Raw genomic sequence first — 18,530 nt, forward strand, 5'->3', positions numbered from 1 at the left:
TCTATAGCTATATCTAAAATGGCAGAAATGAATATTAAATTTTAGAAATAAATTTATAAAAGGAGGTATGCGCCTCCTTTTTGTTGTATAATGGAGTGAGGTGATTAGATGATTTTAAAAATTTATAATGGGGAATATAGTTTACAATGGGATGGAATATACTACTTAGCACTAATTGATTATCCAAATATTCAAGAGTGGGAATTAGAAAAAATTGCTAAATTTATAGCTTACGAAAAACTTCATAAACGTCAAACAAGTATTGAGTGTGCTGATTCTTGTTTAAAAAAAGAAATTTTAGATTACATCTGTCAGCATCCCTTTCTGCCACCATTTACTCCTACAGATAAAAGAGTAGCCTCGACTTATGACCTACATAAGAGGTTAGTGACTTCAGACTACTGTAGTCATACTACGACTATAGATGCAGCGATTTCTATTTTTAAAACTGGTCGTCTTTTATCTGCTGTGAAAGCCTTTGGGCGAGATGCTGAGGAGTTGGTTTTGGATAGTCGAAATGCTGCATCTGATCCGATAGATTATTTTGACTATGTCATGTTAGGGTGGTCAAATACAAGTTCTGGTTATCGATTGGCGATGGAGCGTTTATTAGGTCGAGCTCCTTCAGAGAAAGAATTACAAGACAAGTTTATTCCTGGAGTAAGTTTTCATTTTATCTATACAGATTTGATTAAAGTTCCTGGTTATATTTTTGATGGTTACCATGCTGTAAAAATTAAGGACATGCTTAATTTATTAAGTGAGTTGTATATTTGCATTATTCCAACTCATAATAAGAGCCAATTTGAAAATATTATTCCAACCAAAATACAAGATAGGGTGTATTATCTTGACTATGCTGGAGAAGACTTAGAAGAGTGGACTAAGAAAGTCTATCAAGTTGTTTTAAAACAATCAGATAAAGGATAGTTGAGGAAAAACGATGAGAGTGATTGAGCAAGCATTATTAGAAAAAGTCATTATTGAACGTTCTCGTACCAGTCATAAAGGAGACTATGGTCGTTTGCTGTTGCTGGGTGGGACTTATCCTTATGGTGGTGCTATCATCATGGCTGCTTTGGCAGCTGTTAAAAGTGGAGCTGGTTTGGTGACTGTTGGAACAGATAGGGGAAATATCCCAGCTTTGCACAGTCATTTACCTGAGGCTATGGCCTTTTCTCTTCAAGACCAGCAATTATTAAAAGAGCAATTGGAGAAGGCAGAAGTTGTCTTGCTGGGGCCTGGTTTACGAGACGATACTTTTGGAGAAAATCTTGTAAAACAGGTCTTTGCTAGCTTAAAAAAGAATCAGATTTTGATTGTAGACGGAGGGGCCTTAACCATTCTTGCTAGGACAAGTTTGTCGTTTCCATCTAACCAGCTTATCCTAACTCCCCACCAAAAAGAATGGGAAAAGCTGTCTGGTATTGCTATTGAAAAGCAAAACGAAGATACAACATCTAGTGCCCTGACTTCTTTCCCTCAAGGCATAATTTTGGTGGAGAAAGGTCCAACTACTCGTATTTGGCAAGTTGGTCAATCAGATTTTTACCAGTTACAGGTTGGCGGTCCCTATCAGGCGACTGGTGGTATGGGAGATACACTGGCTGGAATGATTGCAGGATTTGCAGGCCAATTTCGACAGTCCAGTCTCTACGAACGTGTGGCAGTAGCAACCTATCTTCATTCAGCCATAGCCCAAGAACTAGCTCAAGAAAATTATGTGGTCTTGCCGACGGAAATCAGCAGTCATCTTCCCAAAATAATGAAAAAAATATCTCAAAAAGGCACCTGATCGTTTCAGGCGCCTTTATATCTTTTAGAAAAATCCTTTAATCTTTCCAACGAGGCCATCTAGACCTTCAGAACCAGAAATCAACTGTTGAGCTTGGGAGAAGTATTCTCCAAGCTGTTCTTGATTTTCTGCAACAAATGTTTTTGCAGCTTCGAAATCTTTTGTTTCGATTAATTCTTTTACTTGGTTAAACAAATCTAATGGGTTCATCTTATTTCTCCTTTTCTGTACTTAACTATTTAATCATCTTTATGATAAAAAATCAACTGTTGCTGCTTTTGGATAGGACCTGTTTTTATCTACAAGTTCTCATAACTAAGATTCTAACTACCAAAACAAGGTGGACATAAAAATAAAAATGTTCGGGTTTTTCTAGTGTATCCATGAAATAAAAACGGATACATGTTATAATAGAAATAGCTCTTTAATGGAGGTGTTTGAGTGGAAAATCTGAAGAAAATGGCAGGTATCAAGGCTGCTGAGTTTGTCAAGGATGGCATGGTAGTCGGACTTGGAACGGGTTCTACTGCCTATTATTTCGTAGAAGAAATTGGTCGTCGTATCAAGGAAGAAGGGTTGCATATTACAGCTGTAACGACTTCTAGTGTGACTAGTAAACAGGCTGAAGGTCTTAATATCCCGCTCAAGTCTATTGACCAAGTAGATGTTGTCGATGTGACAGTCGACGGGGCGGATGAAGTGGATAGTCAGTTTAATGGAATCAAAGGCGGTGGGGGAGCCCTTCTCATGGAGAAGGTTGTGGCAACGCCCTCAAAAGAATATATTTGGGTAGTGGATGAAAGCAAGCTAGTCGAGAAACTGGGTGCTTTTAAATTGCCAGTAGAAGTGGTTCAGTATGGCGCAGAGCAGGTTTTTCGTCGTTTTGAGCGAGCTGGCTACAAACCAAGTTTCCGTGAAAAAGACGGCCACCGTTTGGTGACGGATATGCAGAATTTTATCATTGACCTTGCCTTGGATGTCATTGAAGATCCAATTACTTTCGGACAAGAATTGGATCATATCGTTGGTGTTGTAGAGCACGGCTTATTCAACCAAATGGTGGATAAGGTGATCGTAGCTGGACGAAATGGGGTTCAGATTTTAACTTCAACAAAAGCAAACTAATCAACATAATAAGGAGACACATTATGTCAAAATTTAATCGTATTCACTTGGTGGTATTGGATTCTGTAGGAATCGGTGCTGCACCAGATGCCAATAACTTTGTCAATGCAGGGGTTCCAGATGGTGCCTCTGACACACTGGGACACATTTCAAAAACAGTTGGTTTGAATGTGCCAAACATGGCTAAAATCGGTCTAGGAAATATTCCTCGCGAAACTCCTCTTAAGACTGTTCCAGCTGAAAGCAATCCAACAGGATATGCAACAAAATTGGAAGAAGTATCTCTTGGTAAGGATACCATGACTGGACACTGGGAAATCATGGGCCTTAACATTACAGAACCTTTCGATACTTTCTGGAATGGATTCCCAGAAGAAATCTTGACAAAAATTGAAGAATTCTCAGGACGCAAGGTCATTCGTGAAGCTAACAAACCTTACTCAGGTACAGCCGTTATCGATGACTTTGGACCACGCCAGATGGAAACTGGGGAGTTGATTATCTATACTTCAGCTGACCCTGTTTTGCAAATTGCTGCCCACGAAGACATCATTCCTCTGGATGAATTGTATCGTATCTGTGAATACGCTCGTTCGATTACCCTTGAGCGCCCAGCCCTTCTAGGTCGCATCATTGCCCGTCCTTATGTAGGTGAACCAGGTAACTTCACTCGTACAGCAAATCGTCGTGACTTGGCCGTATCTCCATTTGCACCAACTGTTTTGGATAAACTCAATGAAGCTGGTATCGATACTTATGCTGTTGGTAAAATCAATGATATCTTTAACGGTGCGGGTATCAACCATGATATGGGACACAATAAGTCAAATAGCCACGGAATTGATACACTCTTGAAGACCATGGGCCTTGCTGAGTTTGAAAAAGGATTCTCCTTCACAAACTTGGTGGACTTTGATGCCCTTTACGGCCACCGTCGTAATGCTCACGGCTACCGTGATTGCTTGCATGAGTTTGATGAACGCTTACCTGAAATTATCGCAGCCATGAGAGAGAACGACCTTCTCTTGATTACTGCGGACCATGGAAATGACCCAACGTATGCAGGAACAGACCACACTCGTGAATATATTCCATTGTTGGCCTACAGCCCTGCCTTTAAAGGGAACGGTTTGCTACCAGTCGGACATTTTGCAGATATCTCAGCGACAGTTGCGGATAACTTTGGTGTTGAAACTGCCATGATTGGGGAAAGTTTCTTAGGTAAATTGGTATAAGATGACGCGATATGCTTTACTTGTTCGGGGCATTAATGTCGGTGGGAAGAATAAGGTTGTCATGGCGCAACTTCGTCAAGAATTGACAGAGTTGGGACTGGGAAAGGTTGAAACCTACATCAACAGTGGCAATATTTTCTTTACTTCGACAGATCCCAAAGCCCAATTGGTTGAAAAGTTAGAGTCTTTCTTTGAAATCCATTATCCATTTATTCAGAGCTTTTCTTTGCTGAGTCAGGAAGATTATGAAGAAGAGCTGAATAATCTGCCAGATTGGTGGATCAAAGATTTGGCACGAAAGGATTTCCTCTTTTACACTGAGGGATTGGATGTTGTTCAAGTCATTGAGACAGTTGAAAGTTTGGAATTGAAAGATGAAATCGTTCATTTTGGAAGACTTGGGATTTTCTGGGGGAAATTCTCTGAGGAATCCTACTATGCAACTGCCTATCACAAATACTTACTCAAGATGCCTTTTTATCGCAACATCACCATTCGTAATGCTAAAACTTTCGACAAAATCGGTCAAATGCTAAAAAATAATAAAGGAGACATACAATGACATTTTTAGATAAAATCAATGAAACTGCTGCCTTCCTGAAAGAAAAGGGTATCCTAGCGCCTGAGTTCGGTCTAATCCTTGGATCAGGACTTGGAGAATTGGCAGAAGAAATCGAAAATCCAGTTGTAGTAGATTATGCAGATATCCCAAACTGGGGCCGTTCTACAGTAGTCGGACACGCTGGGAAATTGGTATATGGAGAACTTGCAGGTCGTAAGGTCTTGGCTCTTCAAGGTCGTTTCCATTTCTACGAAGGCAATCCTCTTGAGGTCGTGACTTTCCCAGTTCGTGTGATGAAAGTACTCGGATGTGAAGGTGTCATTGTAACCAATGCAGCTGGCGGTATTGGATATGGGCCTGGTACTTTGATGGCTATCTCAGACCATATCAACATGACAGGTCAAAACCCATTGATGGGTGAAAACTTGGATGAATTTGGTCCTCGTTTCCCAGATATGTCTAAAGCCTACACACCAGAATACCGTGCTACTGCCCATGAAGTGGCTAAGAAACTTGGTATCAAGCTTGATGAAGGTGTCTATATCGGTGTTACTGGTCCGACATATGAAACACCTGCAGAGATTCGTGCCTATAAGACACTTGGAGCAGATGCAGTTGGTATGTCTACTGTTCCTGAAGTTATTGTTGCAGCTCACTCTGGCTTGAAAGTTCTAGGAATTTCATGTATTACTAACCATGCTGCAGGTTTCCAAGAAGAACTTAACCACGAAGAAGTTGTAGAAGTAACCGAACGTGTCAAAGGTGATTTCAAAGGCTTGCTTAAAGCGATTCTTGCAGAATTGTAATCATGTTGATAGAATTGAGGAGAATTTTTCGAAAAATCCCTTATAATTTTAGATTATTCATAGCAGTAATTCTACAAGGAATAGTTTCGGGTTTATCTGGTATATTTCTCCATTATCTTTTAGAGATAGTAGAGAGTCTAGCTTTTGGTCAGTCAGAGCATCATAGTGGATTTTTGACAGATGGAGTTTCCTCCTCACGGATAGGACTAAGTTTAATAATCGTGGGTCTTGGCTCATCCTTGGTCTGGTATTTCTTGCAAAAAGGGTCGAAGATTTATTCCATCAAAGCTCAGATGAAGGATGAGGCTTCACAATACAAGCTTCATTTTCTAAAACAGCTATTTCATTCAATTTGGCAGATTATTGCAGTTGGAGGGGGAGCCCCTATTGGCAAAGAAGCTGCACCACGAGAGATTGGAACTCTATTTGCAGGACCAATTGGAAAAATATGTATAGTGTCTATGAAGGATCGTATCTTTCTCCTTGCTTGTGGTGCTGGTGCTGGTTTAGCTGCTGTCTATCAGGTTCCATTAACAAGTGTCTTCTTTGTTTTTGAAACCCTAGGAATTGCTCTATCTATTAAACGATTTGTCTTAGTCGGTTTGACTACTTATGTCTCAACCTATATAGCAGGTTTGGTTATTTCAGATCAGGCTCTCTACCAGATTACATCGATCACATGGTCATTAAAGGAAATATGGATTATTCCCTTATTACTTCTTTTCTTAACCCCACCAGCTTGGCTTTTTGGTCGTTTAAGTAAGGCAGCGTCTTCAAACAGAATAAAAGATAAACGAATACTTCTCACATTGCCTACAGCTTTTCTTTTTCTTATTGGATTAGCAAGTTATTTTCCACATCTACTTGGAAATGGACGTATGATGGCTCAGGAAGTATTGAATGGTAGCAATGGCAAAACAGTATTCCTTTTGTTTATCTTAAAAGCATTAGTTGTTCTTATTACTCTGTGGGCAGGGGCCTATGGTGGTACACTTACGCCATCTTTTGCCTTGGGGATGGCTGGAGCTGCTCTCTTTGGAATGATTCTAGGTGGGGATAGCCAGCCAAGCATTTTGCTTTTGGGATCGGTTTGCTTTTTGTCTGTGACCTTGAGGGCGCCCATTTCTGCAACCGGATTAGTTATAGGTTTCACTGGGCTAGGTATAGATTCTCTTCCGTATCTCTTAGTAACAGCTGTTTTAGCCTATGAATTTGCAAAAATGCTAGACCGCTTTCCTTGGACTAGCATACTGTGTCAGAAGTCAAAGAATAAAGTAATTAGGTAGGAAATACCCATTTCTTCTAGTCAAGGATTTGATTTAAAAGATAAAAAAATACTCTCAATTTATTTATAACTGTTTTAAATAAAAATGTAGTAGGCTTATCGGAGTCATTGTTGAATCCGATTTTTCCTAGCTATGAAATATAAAAATAAAAAAAGAAAGGTAGAGCGTGTGTTCTGATTTGAACACGAGCGGAAAACTTTTCTAAAAACTCAGAAGAGAAGGGAGTTCGGATTTGAATAAAAGCCGCTCTAATCTTCTCAATATCATCAAAATTAAGAAAGAAAGGAATTGAACCCACCCTAAAAGCAGTGGGAAAAAGATAGTTGGCCTAGCGAGCATCGCTCACTGCACCCAACTCCTATTTTCCCTTTGCTTTTTGACGAGTTTGGTATCTTTCTGATTATAAATTTTAGAATAAAGAAAGGATGGGCAAACTGTATTCACTGAACTGAATACGGGCGGAGAACTGTGTAAAAAAGATAAACTGTCTAGCATCTGCGATGCGTCGTCAGTTTCCTATTTTTACTTTGTTCTCTGTCGCCCTTTATATCTTAACTATGTCTATCCATATTGCTGCTCAGCAGGGTGAAATTGCTGATAAAATTCTTCTTCCTGGGGATCCTCTTCGTGCTAAGTTTATTGCGGAAAATTTCCTTGAAGATGCTGTTTGTTTTAACGAAGTGCGTAACATGTTTGGTTACACTGGTACTTACAAGGGCCATCGTGTATCTGTTATGGGAACTGGGATGGGAATGCCATCTATTTCGATTTATGCGCGTGAGTTGATTGTTGACTATGGTGTGAAAAAATTGATCCGTGTTGGAACTGCAGGTTCTTTGAATGAAAATGTTCATGTTCGTGAATTGGTTTTGGCGCAGGCAGCTGCAACTAACTCAAACATCGTCCGAAATGACTGGCCACAGTATGATTTCCCACAAATCGCTAGCTTTGATTTGTTGGATAAGGCTTATCATATTGCCAAAAATCTCGGTATGACAACTCATGTTGGGAACGTTTTGTCATCTGATGTCTTTTACTCAAACTACTTTGAAAAGAACATCGAACTTGGTAAATGGGGAGTCAAGGCTGTGGAAATGGAAGCAGCAGCCCTTTACTATCTGGCAGCCCAACACCATGTTGACGCGCTAGCTATTATGACAATCTCTGATAGCTTGGTTAATCCAGACGAAGACACAACTGCAGAAGAACGTCAGAATACCTTCACTGATATGATGAAGGTTGGATTAGAAACCTTGATTGCAGAATAATTATAGCCAAAAAAGGAAGCCCTTCTTTATGAATTGGAGGACTTCCTTTTCTTATCTAGAAATTGATCTAGTTCTTTCTGATTTCGAAGAATAGTGACTTTATGTGAGTATTCTTGGCAAAGTTTTTGGTAATTTTCTTTTTGAGTTTTAGTCCGTCCATCCCAGAGAATCCATCGGATAAACTCCCAATTAAATTGTTCTTGACAACCAGCTGCCATACTTTCTCTGACCTTGCCTCGGTATGTGAGATAACGTTTAAAGGCTCGAAAGAGACAGGTCAATGGCGAAAAGTTAAGAAAGATGATTTGGTCAGCTTCCTGCATTCTTTCCTCATGGAAACACCAAGAATAATTTCCATCGATGACCCAAGCTTCATGATTGGTGAGAAAGCTATTCATCTCGGCCAACATCCATTCACGGTCACTGTATTGCCAACCGGGTTGAAATTGGAGTGTGTCCATGTGAAGTTTTGGGATGGAGTAGCAGAGAGACAACTTTTCGGCTAGAGTTGACTTACCAGCACCAGAATATCCGATAATTGCGATTTTCATTTTCTACCTTTTCCAATTTGGAGACAAAAAAACAGCCTCTATGGACTGTTTCTTATTTAGCAAGTTTAGCTGAAAGACGAGCTTTGTCGCGACTTGCTTTGTTTTTGTGAATCAAACCTTTAGTTTCTGCTTTATCGATAGCTGAGCTAGCAGCACGGAAAAGTTCTTCAGATGGGTTTGCTTCGAAAGCTTTGATAGCAGTACGCATAGCTGATTTTTGAGCTGAGTTCTTTTCGTTTTGTTTAACGTTCAATTCAGCACGTTTGATAGCTGATTTAATGTTTGCCAATGTTCTTACCTCCATATTTACTAACTATACCATTATATCTGAAAACTTACGTTTTGACAAGGGAAAATTATTTTTTTAAGTAAATTTCATCGATTTCATGGTTCTTTGTTTTATGAAGAATCACTTCCGCACGATTTCTGGTCGGTTCAATATAATTTTGTAGATTTGTGAGATTGATACTGGTCCAGACCTGATGGGCAAAGGATTCCACTTCCCCAATCGGCATTTGTGTAAAACGATAATAGTAGCTATCAGGGTCGTTTTGGGCTAGGCTCAGCATTTTCAAGAAACGGTCTAGATACCAACTCTCGATGTCATCGACTGCAGCATCAACATAGATGGAAAAGTCAAAGAAGTCAGTAATGTAGAGACGCTCATTTTGTGGATTTTGAAAGACATTTATTCCCTCAACAATGACAAAATCAGCAGCTTTGACGCTCTGCTTTTCCTCAGGTACGATGTCGTAGACTTCATGAGAATAGACAGGAATATCTACATCTTGTCCATTTTTGATGTGATCCAGGAAGTTGAGAAGAGCTTCCATATCATAGCTTTCAGGAAATCCCTTACGATTTAGAATCCCTTGCTCAATCAAGGTCTGGTTGGGATAGAGAAAGCCATCGGTTGTTACCAACTCAACCCTAGCATCTGTAAGCGTACGGGACAGTAAGATTTGAAGTAGGCGACTGGTTGTGGATTTTCCAACGGCAACACTCCCAGAAACCCCAATGATAAAAGGCTGGGATTTGCTTTCACGTTGAAGGAAAATCCCTTTTGAAAAGGCCAAATCATCCTTGGTACGCTTGTAAATCTGGATGAGATGGGCTAGGGGGAGATAGACATCGGTAACATCCTGCAAGCTAATCTGGTCATTAAAACTCTTGATGGATTCTAATTCCTCTTCTGTCAAAGGAGGTGTTGTCTTTCGATGTAACGATTGCCAAGTCTGGCGGCTGATTTTTTCAAAATGTAAAAATTCGTTGGTCATTTGTTTTCCCCTAGATATTTTGTTTATCATACCATAAAAAGCTAAAAAAATAAAGCGGTTTCTTGATGATAGTAAACCAATATCGTATAATAGAAGTAGATAGGGTTGACCAATTTCTTGATGAGGTAGGAGCTACTTTCTCCTGACTTATAAGCCAATAAAGGGGGCTTTGGGATTCACAATTTATAGGAGGTGTACTATGAAAATCTTAAAAAGTTATATACTGGAACTCTGTTTTATTTTAAGTTTTGCACTACCTTTTTTAAAAGGAGCGAATGCGGATAATGGTAGACGTTTTGTGGAAACCTATTACGGTTTTACTTTTTTGATGGAACATGCCATTGTAACAGCTGTCTTTATCTGTTCGCTCTTGATTGCTTTCTTCCTAAAAAAACGGTGGACGAAATGGTTTGCTGCTGGAAGTTATGTCTTTTTAGTTCTATGGATTGCTACAGAGGGTTATTTCTTCCGCATGTCACTAGAAGATTTAATCCGACTTTGGACAAGTTTGGAAATTCTGACAAAAACGTATCAGTTGGGCTTTTATCTAAACATCTTGTTGGGAATCTTGTTGGTAATGAAGCATTTGAAGGTAAAGAAATAAAAATGTGCCAGACTATAGACTATGAGATATCTAGTCCTACGTGCTTTGTTATTCGGTTATAAAAGTTAAAAGAGATTGAAGAAAAAGTCTTGTTTACTAGCTTTCTTCAGTCTTTTTCGTTTTATGATCAATTTGTAAACGATTTACAATTTAAGTCAAATTATGGTAAAATAGTTTCATGAGTAAAATGTATTATGCAGAGAATCCTGACGCTGCTCACGACATTCATGAGTTGAGAGTGGACTTGTTGGGAGAAAAAATGACCTTTTTGACGGATGCGGGTGTTTTTAGCAAGAAAATGATTGACTTTGGGAGTCAACTCTTGCTCAAGTGTCTTGAGGTCAACCAAGGAGAAACTGTTCTTGATGTAGGCTGTGGTTACGGACCTTTGGGCTTGTCTTTAGCTAAGGCTTATGGAGTTCAGTCGACCATGGTCGATATCAATAATCGTGCCTTGGATTTGGCGCGACAAAATGCTGAACGAAATAAAATAGAAGCGACGATTTTCCAGTCCAACATCTATGAACAAGTTGAAGGACATTTTGACCATGTCATTTCCAATCCTCCTATCCGTGCAGGCAAGCAAGTGGTTCATGAAATCATTGAGAAAAGTAAAGATTTTTTGGAAACTGGTGGGGATTTAACAATCGTTATTCAGAAGAAACAAGGGGCTCCAAGTGCCAAGTCCAAGATGGAAGATGTGTTTGGTAATTGTGAGATTGTCAAAAAAGATAAGGGATACTATATCCTTAGAAGTGTGAACGAATGAGAGCAGTTGATTTAATCCAAAAGAAACGAGATGGTCAAGAACTGACTTCGAGTGAAATTGAATGGCTAGTTGAAGGCTATGTATCAGGAACTGTTCCTGATTATCAGATGTCTGCCTTTGCTATGGCTGTTTATTTCAAAGGAATGACGACTCGAGAAATATCTGATTTGACCATGAAAATGGTTCAGACAGGGCAAGAGTTTGATTTATCAGCTATTGATGGGGTTAAGGTTGACAAGCATTCTACGGGTGGTGTTGGTGACAAGGTGACCTTGATTTTAGCTCCTTTAGTAGCGAGTTTTGGAGTTCCAGTCGCGAAAATGAGTGGTCGTGGTCTCGGCCATACGGGTGGAACGATTGATAAATTAGAATCAATCAAGGGCTATCAAGTAGAACGTAGTCAAGAGGATTTCATTCATCAAGTTCAGGATATTGGTGTATCTGTCATTGGGCAATCAGACCAGCTGGTCAAAGCGGATAAGCTTCTCTATGCCCTTCGTGATGTGACCGCAACTGTTGACACGATTCCTTTGATTGCGAGTTCGGTGATGAGCAAGAAAATTGCGGCAGGGGCTGATGCTATTTTGCTAGACGTGACTGTCGGTGAGGGTGCCTTCATGAAGACGGTTGATGAGGCGCGTGAATTGGCTAAAACCATGGTGGATTTAGGGAAAGCAGTAGGCCGTAAAACAGTTGCAGTCATTACCGATATGAGTCAGCCCTTGGGACGAGCGATTGGAAATCGCCTTGAAATCCTTGAGGCATTGGAGATTTTACAAGGTCAAGGCCGTCAGGATATTACCCACTTTATCTGCGAATTGGCTCAAATTATGCTTGGTTTGGCTAATGTGAACAAGACAGTGGAAGAAGTTCGCCAACACCTTGAGAATGGTCAAGCGCTGGCTAAGTTTGAGGAAATGGTCCAAGCCCAAGGTGGAGACTTGGAAGACCTCTATCGTCCTGTCAATGTTACCCATGTGGTGGAAATCCCTGCTCATGAAACGGGTGTCATTTCAGCTCTTCCAGCTATGGAATTTGGGCTTTATGCTATGAGACTGGGGGCAGGCCGTGCAGTCAAGTCTGATGCCTTGGACTATGAAACAGGAATTGTTTTTGAAAAGAAAGTTGGAGATTCCGTTCAAAAGGGAGAAATTGTTGCAAAAGTATACACAAATGGAAAAATTTCTCCTCAGCTAGTTACAGATTTTCAAAAATATGTTAAAATAAATGATAGTGTGCAAAGTTTACGAGAAATCATAGAAATAATCTCATAAACTGCAGGAGAATCCGAATATGAAATTAAATAAATATATCGATCATACACTTTTGAAACAAGATGCGACAGAAAATCAAATTGATTGTTTGCTGTCTGAAGCTAGAGAGTATGATTTTGCCAGTGTTTGCGTTAATCCGACCTGGGTTGAACATGCTAAAAAAGGGCTTGAAGGCACAGATGTCAAGATCTGCACAGTAGTAGGTTTCCCTTTGGGAGCAACAATTTCAGCTGTGAAAGCATTTGAAACAAAAGAAGCTATCCAAAATGGTGCAGACGAGATTGATATGGTGATCAATGTTGGAGCTCTCAAAACAGGTAATCTTGATTTGGTTGAATCGGACATCCGTGCTGTTGTAGAAGCAAGTGGTGACAAGTTAGTGAAAGTCATTATTGAAGCTTGTCTTCTTACAGACCAAGAAAAAGTTGTGGCTTGCCAATTAGCTCAAAAAGCGGGAGCTGACTTCGTAAAAACTTCAACTGGCTTTTCAACTGGTGGTGCTACGGTAGCAGATGTTAGATTAATGCGTGAAACAGTTGGACCAGAAATGGGTGTCAAGGCTGCCGGCGGAGCTCGTTCTTATGCAGATGCTCTTGCATTTGTAGAAGCAGGGGCGACCCGTATTGGAACGTCAGCTGGGGTAGCCATTTTAAAAGGAGAATTGGCTGATGGCGACTACTGAGTTGATTGAACTAGCAATTGAAACCAGCAAGAAAGCCTATGTGCCCTATTCTCATTTTCCAGTCGGAGCTGTTTTAGTGACAAAAGATGGTAGCACTTATACAGGTGTCAATATTGAGAATGCTAGCTATCCTTTGACCAACTGCGGAGAGCGTACAGCGATTTTTAAAGCAGTTTCCGAAGGCCAAAGAGAGTTTTCCGAATTGATTGTTTATGGACAAACTGAAAAACCAATCTCGCCATGTGGTGCTTGTCGCCAAGTGATGGCTGAATTTTTTGAACAAGATCTAAAAGTGACCTTAGTCGCAAAAGATAAATCGACGGTCGAGATGACGGTCGGGGAGTTACTTCCATACTCTTTTACAGACTTAAACTAGTCTGAGTCGCTCTCTGAGTGGCACGGTCCTTGTGGCCAACCAATCCATACTTGCAACATCGTTGCACATCTTATTTAGGAGGTTCAGTAATGAACAAGAAACAATGGCTAGGCCTTGGTCTAGTTGCAGTGGCAGCAGTTGGACTTGCTGCATGTGGTAACCGCTCTTCTCGTAACGCAGCTTCATCTTCTGATGTGAAGACAAAAGCAGCAATCGTCACTGATACTGGTGGTGTTGATGACAAATCATTCAACCAATCAGCTTGGGAAGGTTTGCAAGACTGGGGTAAAGAACACAATCTTTCAAAAGATAAAGGTTTCACTTACTTCCAATCAACAAGTGAAGCTGACTACGCTAACAACTTGCAACAAGCGGCTGGAAGCTACAACCTAATCTTCGGTGTTGGTTTTGCCCTTCACAATGCGGTTGAAGAAGCAGCAAAAGACCACTCTGATTTGAACTATGTCTTGATTGATGATGTGATTAAAGATCAAAAGAATGTTGCTAGCGTAACGTTTGCTGATAACGAAGCTGCTTACCTTGCGGGTGTTGCAGCAGCTAAAACAACTAAAACAAAACAAGTTGGTTTTGTAGGTGGTATTGAGTCTGAAGTTATCTCACGTTTTGCAGCTGGATTTAAAGCTGGTGTTGAGTCAGTAGATCCATCTATCAAAGTACAAGTTGACTACGCAGGTTCATTTGGTGATGCTGCTAAAGGTAAAACAATTGCAGCAGCACAATACGCAGCTGGTGCAGACGTTGTTTATCAAGCAGCAGGTGGAACAGGTGCTGGTGTCTTTGCAGAAGCAAAATCACTCAACGAAAGCCGTCCTGAAAATGAAAAAGTTTGGGTTATCGGTGTTGACCGTGACCAAGTAGGAGAAGGTAAGTACACTTCTAAAGATGGTAAAGAATCAAACTTCGTTCTTGTATCTACTTTGAAACAAGTTGGTACAACTGTAAAAGATATTGCTAACAAAGCAGAAAAAGGTGAATTCCCTGGCGGTCAAGTGATCGTTTACTCATTGAAAGATAAAGGGGTTGACTTGGCAGTAACAAACCTTTCAGAAGAAGGTAAAAAAGCTGTTGAAGATGCTAAAGCTAAAATCCTTGATGGAAGCGTAAAAGTTCCTGAAAAATAATGGATGGAAGTCATTTCTTAGGAAGCGGCCCTCGGTCGCTTTTTTAAGAGTTGAGACAAAGTCATTTTGTCTCAGTAAAGCTTGCTACTAGGCAAACTAGCAAGTTTTATTGAAATAAAATAAGACTCTGAAAGGAAGAGCACATGGCACACGAAAATGTCATTGAGATGCGTGATATTACCAAGGTGTTTGGTGAATTTGTTGCCAACGACAAAATCAACCTGCACCTACGAAAAGGTGAAATTCATGCACTTTTAGGAGAAAATGGGGCTGGTAAGTCCACGCTCATGAACATGTTAGCAGGGCTTCTTGAACCAACTAGTGGTGAAATTGTGGTCAACGGTCAAGTTGTCAATCTCGATTCACCATCTAAAGCGGCTAGCTTGGGAATCGGAATGGTTCACCAGCACTTTATGTTGGTAGAAGCCTTCACAGTGGCTGAAAACATCATTTTAGGTAGTGAATTGACTAAAAATGGTGTGCTAGATATCACTGGAGCTAGCAAAGAAATCAAGGCTCTTTCTGAACGTTACGGCTTAGCTGTTGATCCTTCTGCTAAGGTGGCTGATATCTCAGTTGGAGCCCAACAACGTGTAGAAATTTTAAAAACCCTTTATCGGGGAGCTGATATCCTTATCTTTGACGAACCAACGGCTGTCTTGACTCCATCAGAAATTGATGAGTTAATGGCTATTATGAAAAATCTTGTCAAAGAAGGGAAATCAATTATCTTGATTACCCACAAGTTGGATGAGATTCGTGCAGTTTCTGACCGCGTTACAGTTATTCGTCGTGGGAAATCAATTGAAACCGTCGAAATTGCAGGAGCTACCAATGCTGATTTGGCAGAAATGATGGTAGGTCGTTCTGTTTCCTTTAAAACAGAGAAGCAAGCCTCTCAACCAAAAGAAGTGGTCTTGTCAATCAAAGATTTGGTGGTCAATGAAAATCGCGGTGTCCCAGCTGTGAAAAATCTTTCCTTGGATGTTCGTGCTGGAGAGATTGTTGGTATTGCAGGGATTGATGGAAATGGTCAGTCTGAACTGATTCAAGCCATTACAGGTCTTCGCAAGGTTGAATCTGGTAGCATTGAGCTAAAAGGAGATTCAATTGTAGGATTGCCCCCACGTCAGATTACAGAATTGAGTGTTGGGCACGTTCCAGAAGACCGTCACCGTGATGGCTTGATTTTGGAAATGATGATTTCTGAAAATATTGCCCTTCAAACCTACTATAAAGAACCACATAGTAAAAATGGAATTTTGAACTATTCAAATATTACTTCTTATGCTAAAAAGCTAATGGAAGAGTTTGATGTTCGTGCTGCAAGTGAATTTGTTCCTGCAGCTGCACTCTCAGGAGGAAATCAACAAAAAGCAATTATTGCTCGTGAAATTGATCGAGATCCTGATCTCCTTATCGTCAGCCAGCCAACTCGTGGTTTGGATGTCGGTGCCATTGAATATATCCACAAACGCTTAATTGAAGAGCGTGATAATGGTAAGGCTGTTCTAGTTGTCAGCTTTGAATTGGACGAGATTTTAAACGTCTCAGACCGTATTGCTGTTATCCACGATGGTAAGATTCAAGGTATTGTATCGCCAGAAACAACCAATAAACAAGAACTAGGTGTCTTGATGGCTGGTGGAAACTTGGGAAAGGAGAAGAGTGATGTCTAAAAAATTACAACAAATTTCGGTTCCCTTGATTTCTGTATTCCTAGGAATTTTACTCGGAGCCATTGTCATGTGGATCTTCGGTTATGATGCTATTTGGGGCTACGAAGAATTGTTCTATACAGCCTTTGGTAGTCTGCGTGGGATTGGAGAAATCTTCCGTGCTATGGGGCCTTTGGTCTTGATTGGTCTGGGTTTTGCCGTTGCCAGTCGCGCAGGTTTCTTTAACGTCGGGCTTCCTGGTCAGGCTTTGGCAGGTTGGATTCTCAGTGGTTGGTTTGCCTTGTCTCATCCAGATATGCCACGTCCCTTGATGATTCTAGCAACTATCGTGATTGCCCTGATTGCTGGTGGGATTGTCGGAGCGATTCCAGGTATTCTTAGAGCCTATCTAGGGACGTCAGAGGTTATCGTAACCATCATGATGAACTACATTGTCTTGTATGTAGGGAATGCCTTTATCCATGCTTTCCCTAAAGACTTCATGCAAAGTACAGATTCGACCATTCGTGTTGGGGCTAATGCAACCTACCAGACACCTTGGTTAGCTGAGTTGACTGGTAATTCGCGGATGAATATTGGTATTTTCTTTGCCATCATTGCCGTTGCAGTTATTTGGTTCATGCTCAAGAAAACGACTCTTGGTTTTGAAATCCGTGCTGTTGGTCTTAATCCACATGCTTCAGAATACGCTGGTATTTCTGCAAAACGAACGATTATCCTCTCAATGATTATTTCAGGTGCTTTGGCAGGTCTTGGTGGAGCTGTTGAAGGACTTGGAACCTTCCAGAACGTTTATGTTCAGGGGTCGTCATTAGCTGTCGGATTTAACGGGATGGCGGTTAGTTTGCTAGCGGCCAACTCACCAATTGGTATTCTCTTTGCAGCCTTCCTATTTGGTGTTCTCCAAGTTGGAGCTCCTGGTATGAATGCGGCGCAGGTACCGTCTGAGCTTGTCAGCATTGTAACAGCGTCTATTATCTTCTTTGTCAGTGTTCATTACCTTATTGAACGCTTTGTCAAACCGAAAAAACAAGTTAGAGGAGGTAAGTAAAGATGTCTATTACAACCTTGCTCACCCTCTTGGTGTCTTCTATGCTGATTTACTCAGCGCCCCTCATCTTTACAAGTATCGGTGGTGTTTTCTCTGAACGTGGTGGTGTGGTAAACGTCGGTCTTGAAGGAATTATGGTTATGGGTGCCTTTTCTGGAGTTGTCTTTAACCTTGAATTTGCAGAACAATTTGGAGCAGCAACTCCATGGCTATCCTTGCTTGTAGCAGGATTGGTTGGAGGCCTCTTCTCTATCATCCACGCAGCGGCAACAGTTCATTTCCGTGCAGACCATGTTGTCAGCGGTACAGTATTGAACTTGATGGCGCCTGCCTTGGCTGTTTTCTTAGTGAAAGTTCTTTATAATAAAGGACAAACAGATAACTTAAGTCAGACTTTTGGACGCTTTGACTTCCCAGTCTTAGCAAATATCCCAGTGATTGGTGATATCTTCTTCAAGTCAACAAGTCTGCTAGGTTATATCGCGATTGCTTTCTCATTCTTTGCTTGGTTTATCCTTTTCAAGACCCGATTTGGTCTTCGTCTCCGCTCTGTCGGTGAACACCCTCAAGCAGCGGATACTTTGGGAATCAATGTCTACAAGATGAGATATCTAGGAGTTATCATTTCAGGTTTCTTAGGTGGAATTGGGGGAGCGATTTATGCTCAATCCATTTCAGTTAACTTCTCAGTGACAACTATTGTTGGACCTGGATTTATTGCCCTTGCTGCAATGATCTTCGGGAAATGGAATCCAATCGGAGCCATGCTATCTAGTCTCTTTTTTGGACTTTCACAAAGTTTGGCTGTTATCGGCTCTCAATTGCCATTCCTACAAGGAGTGCCTGCGGTTTATCTTCAAATCGCACCTTATGTTTTGACAATTCTAGTCTTGGCAGCCTTCTTTGGAAAAGCAGTCGCACCAAAAGCAGATGGTATCAACTATATCAAATCAAAATAAGCATACAAAAAAGGCTCTTTGTCAACTGTAGTGGGTTGAATAAAAGCTAAGATCTAGAAAGGACGAAATTTGTCCTTTCTTTTTTGATA

Annotated in this window: 21 protein-coding genes; 17 read left to right on the forward strand and 4 right to left on the reverse strand. The window is 40.7% G+C overall.

Translation table 11 applies throughout. The features are described 5' to 3' along the window. Positions 1–108: 108 nt before the first annotated feature. Both M1G12_RS07175 and M1G12_RS07180 read left to right on the forward strand, forming a co-directional pair. Complete coding sequence (locus tag M1G12_RS07175; protein WP_000601058.1) at positions 109–930, forward strand: hypothetical protein; 822 nt, start codon at positions 109–111, stop codon at positions 928–930. Between the two features lie 13 nt (positions 931–943). Continuing rightward, positions 944–1,795 (forward strand): NAD(P)H-hydrate dehydratase, encoded by an 852-nt coding sequence (locus tag M1G12_RS07180; RefSeq protein WP_049546383.1) that lies wholly within the window; start codon positions 944–946, stop codon positions 1,793–1,795. Between the two features lie 24 nt (positions 1,796–1,819). Here the strand turns inward: M1G12_RS07180 and M1G12_RS07185 are convergent, their stop codons facing one another. After that, positions 1,820–2,005 (reverse strand): hypothetical protein, encoded by a 186-nt coding sequence (locus M1G12_RS07185; protein WP_001068558.1) that lies wholly within the window; start codon positions 2,003–2,005, stop codon positions 1,820–1,822. Between the two features lie 231 nt (positions 2,006–2,236). Between M1G12_RS07185 and rpiA the strand changes: the two genes are divergently transcribed. From rpiA to deoD, 6 genes are all read left to right on the forward strand, one after another. Beyond that, on the forward strand, positions 2,237–2,920 hold the full coding sequence (gene rpiA, locus M1G12_RS07190; RefSeq protein ID WP_049546382.1) for a ribose-5-phosphate isomerase RpiA: 684 nt from the start codon (positions 2,237–2,239) through the stop codon (positions 2,918–2,920). A 23-nt stretch (positions 2,921–2,943) separates the two neighbouring features. Beyond that, complete coding sequence (locus tag M1G12_RS07195) at positions 2,944–4,155, forward strand: phosphopentomutase (RefSeq protein ID WP_247949627.1); 1,212 nt, start codon at positions 2,944–2,946, stop codon at positions 4,153–4,155. A gap of 1 nt (position 4,156) precedes the next feature. Next, complete coding sequence (locus M1G12_RS07200) at positions 4,157–4,717, forward strand: DUF1697 domain-containing protein (protein WP_000199125.1); 561 nt, start codon at positions 4,157–4,159, stop codon at positions 4,715–4,717. Further along, a complete protein-coding gene (locus tag M1G12_RS07205; RefSeq protein ID WP_247927791.1) occupies positions 4,714–5,523 on the forward strand; it encodes a purine-nucleoside phosphorylase in 810 nt (269 codons plus the stop codon). Before M1G12_RS07200 ends, M1G12_RS07205 begins: the two co-directional genes overlap by 4 nt. A gap of 2 nt (positions 5,524–5,525) precedes the next feature. Continuing rightward, positions 5,526–6,809: a chloride channel protein gene (locus M1G12_RS07210; RefSeq protein WP_237446943.1), complete on the forward strand. Its 1,284-nt coding sequence runs from the start codon at positions 5,526–5,528 to the stop codon at positions 6,807–6,809. Positions 6,810–7,366: 557 nt separating this feature from the next. Further along, positions 7,367–8,077, forward strand: a complete 711-nt coding sequence (gene deoD, locus M1G12_RS07215) for a purine-nucleoside phosphorylase (RefSeq protein ID WP_237447044.1) — start codon at positions 7,367–7,369, stop codon at positions 8,075–8,077. A 26-nt stretch (positions 8,078–8,103) separates the two neighbouring features. On the opposite strand, the gene M1G12_RS07220 is transcribed toward deoD, so the two are convergent. The 3 genes from M1G12_RS07220 to coaA form a co-directional block, all read right to left on the reverse strand. After that, positions 8,104–8,628 carry a DNA topology modulation protein gene (locus tag M1G12_RS07220; protein ID WP_237446942.1) on the reverse strand — a complete coding sequence of 175 codons (525 nt, stop codon included), beginning with the start codon at positions 8,626–8,628 and terminating at the stop codon, positions 8,104–8,106. A gap of 52 nt (positions 8,629–8,680) precedes the next feature. Further along, the gene (gene rpsT / locus M1G12_RS07225; protein ID WP_001274000.1) at positions 8,681–8,917 is read right to left on the reverse strand and encodes a 30S ribosomal protein S20; all 237 of its coding nucleotides are present in this window, start codon (positions 8,915–8,917) and stop codon (positions 8,681–8,683) included. Positions 8,918–8,984: 67 nt separating this feature from the next. Next, a complete protein-coding gene (gene coaA / locus M1G12_RS07230; protein WP_020902939.1) occupies positions 8,985–9,905 on the reverse strand; it encodes a type I pantothenate kinase in 921 nt (306 codons plus the stop codon). A gap of 199 nt (positions 9,906–10,104) precedes the next feature. Here coaA and M1G12_RS07235 point away from each other — a divergent pair, with 199 nt between their 5' ends. From M1G12_RS07235 to M1G12_RS07275, 9 genes are all read left to right on the forward strand, one after another. Next, entirely contained in the window at positions 10,105–10,509 is a 405-nt protein-coding gene (locus tag M1G12_RS07235) for a hypothetical protein (RefSeq protein WP_033684964.1), read from the forward strand. 178 nt (positions 10,510–10,687) lie between these two features. Then, on the forward strand, positions 10,688–11,278 hold the full coding sequence (locus M1G12_RS07240; protein WP_080702840.1) for a class I SAM-dependent methyltransferase: 591 nt from the start codon (positions 10,688–10,690) through the stop codon (positions 11,276–11,278). Then, entirely contained in the window at positions 11,275–12,552 is a 1,278-nt protein-coding gene (locus tag M1G12_RS07245; RefSeq protein ID WP_064276995.1) for a pyrimidine-nucleoside phosphorylase, read from the forward strand. The genes M1G12_RS07240 and M1G12_RS07245 overlap by 4 nt, the downstream gene beginning before the upstream one ends. Before the next feature lie 19 nt (positions 12,553–12,571). After that, positions 12,572–13,234, forward strand: coding sequence for a deoxyribose-phosphate aldolase (deoC, locus tag M1G12_RS07250; protein WP_064276996.1), 663 nt, complete (start codon positions 12,572–12,574; stop codon positions 13,232–13,234). Next, on the forward strand, positions 13,221–13,610 hold the full coding sequence (locus M1G12_RS07255; protein ID WP_033686672.1) for a cytidine deaminase: 390 nt from the start codon (positions 13,221–13,223) through the stop codon (positions 13,608–13,610). Before deoC ends, M1G12_RS07255 begins: the two co-directional genes overlap by 14 nt. A gap of 89 nt (positions 13,611–13,699) precedes the next feature. Further along, a complete protein-coding gene (locus M1G12_RS07260) occupies positions 13,700–14,752 on the forward strand; it encodes a BMP family lipoprotein (protein WP_020900231.1) in 1,053 nt (350 codons plus the stop codon). A 143-nt stretch (positions 14,753–14,895) separates the two neighbouring features. Beyond that, positions 14,896–16,431 (forward strand): ABC transporter ATP-binding protein, encoded by a 1,536-nt coding sequence (locus M1G12_RS07265; RefSeq protein ID WP_078238320.1) that lies wholly within the window; start codon positions 14,896–14,898, stop codon positions 16,429–16,431. Then, a complete protein-coding gene (locus tag M1G12_RS07270) occupies positions 16,424–17,482 on the forward strand; it encodes an ABC transporter permease (RefSeq protein ID WP_247949628.1) in 1,059 nt (352 codons plus the stop codon). The genes M1G12_RS07265 and M1G12_RS07270 overlap by 8 nt, the downstream gene beginning before the upstream one ends. Before the next feature lie 2 nt (positions 17,483–17,484). Then, on the forward strand, positions 17,485–18,441 hold the full coding sequence (locus tag M1G12_RS07275; protein ID WP_004261501.1) for an ABC transporter permease: 957 nt from the start codon (positions 17,485–17,487) through the stop codon (positions 18,439–18,441). Positions 18,442–18,530 lie beyond the last annotated feature (89 nt).

It is taken from the genome of Streptococcus mitis, assembly GCF_023110375.1.
Classification (GTDB): Bacteria; Bacillota; Bacilli; order Lactobacillales; family Streptococcaceae; genus Streptococcus; species Streptococcus mitis_CI.

What these genes read in the sequence shown, in the direction of transcription:
- M1G12_RS07180 (WP_049546383.1), top strand. Translation starts at nt 944, where the DNA reads ATGAGAGTGATTGAGCAAGCATTATTAGAAAAAGTCATTATTGAACGT.
- coaA (WP_020902939.1), bottom strand. Translation starts at nt 9,905, where the DNA reads ATGACCAACGAATTTTTACATTTTGAAAAAATCAGCCGCCAGACTTGG.
- M1G12_RS07270 (WP_247949628.1), top strand. Translation starts at nt 16,424, where the DNA reads ATGTCTAAAAAATTACAACAAATTTCGGTTCCCTTGATTTCTGTATTC.
- deoC (WP_064276996.1), top strand. Translation starts at nt 12,572, where the DNA reads ATGAAATTAAATAAATATATCGATCATACACTTTTGAAACAAGATGCG.
- M1G12_RS07175 (WP_000601058.1), top strand. Translation starts at nt 109, where the DNA reads ATGATTTTAAAAATTTATAATGGGGAATATAGTTTACAATGGGATGGA.
- M1G12_RS07245 (WP_064276995.1), top strand. Translation starts at nt 11,275, where the DNA reads ATGAGAGCAGTTGATTTAATCCAAAAGAAACGAGATGGTCAAGAACTG.
- M1G12_RS07205 (WP_247927791.1), top strand. Translation starts at nt 4,714, where the DNA reads ATGACATTTTTAGATAAAATCAATGAAACTGCTGCCTTCCTGAAAGAA.
- M1G12_RS07265 (WP_078238320.1), top strand. Translation starts at nt 14,896, where the DNA reads ATGGCACACGAAAATGTCATTGAGATGCGTGATATTACCAAGGTGTTT.
- M1G12_RS07240 (WP_080702840.1), top strand. Translation starts at nt 10,688, where the DNA reads ATGAGTAAAATGTATTATGCAGAGAATCCTGACGCTGCTCACGACATT.
- M1G12_RS07185 (WP_001068558.1), bottom strand. Translation starts at nt 2,005, where the DNA reads ATGAACCCATTAGATTTGTTTAACCAAGTAAAAGAATTAATCGAAACA.
- M1G12_RS07235 (WP_033684964.1), top strand. Translation starts at nt 10,105, where the DNA reads ATGAAAATCTTAAAAAGTTATATACTGGAACTCTGTTTTATTTTAAGT.
- M1G12_RS07275 (WP_004261501.1), top strand. Translation starts at nt 17,485, where the DNA reads ATGTCTATTACAACCTTGCTCACCCTCTTGGTGTCTTCTATGCTGATT.
- M1G12_RS07260 (WP_020900231.1), top strand. Translation starts at nt 13,700, where the DNA reads ATGAACAAGAAACAATGGCTAGGCCTTGGTCTAGTTGCAGTGGCAGCA.
- deoD (WP_237447044.1), top strand. Translation starts at nt 7,367, where the DNA reads ATGTCTATCCATATTGCTGCTCAGCAGGGTGAAATTGCTGATAAAATT.
- M1G12_RS07195 (WP_247949627.1), top strand. Translation starts at nt 2,944, where the DNA reads ATGTCAAAATTTAATCGTATTCACTTGGTGGTATTGGATTCTGTAGGA.
- M1G12_RS07220 (WP_237446942.1), bottom strand. Translation starts at nt 8,628, where the DNA reads ATGAAAATCGCAATTATCGGATATTCTGGTGCTGGTAAGTCAACTCTA.
- M1G12_RS07210 (WP_237446943.1), top strand. Translation starts at nt 5,526, where the DNA reads ATGTTGATAGAATTGAGGAGAATTTTTCGAAAAATCCCTTATAATTTT.
- M1G12_RS07255 (WP_033686672.1), top strand. Translation starts at nt 13,221, where the DNA reads ATGGCGACTACTGAGTTGATTGAACTAGCAATTGAAACCAGCAAGAAA.
- M1G12_RS07200 (WP_000199125.1), top strand. Translation starts at nt 4,157, where the DNA reads ATGACGCGATATGCTTTACTTGTTCGGGGCATTAATGTCGGTGGGAAG.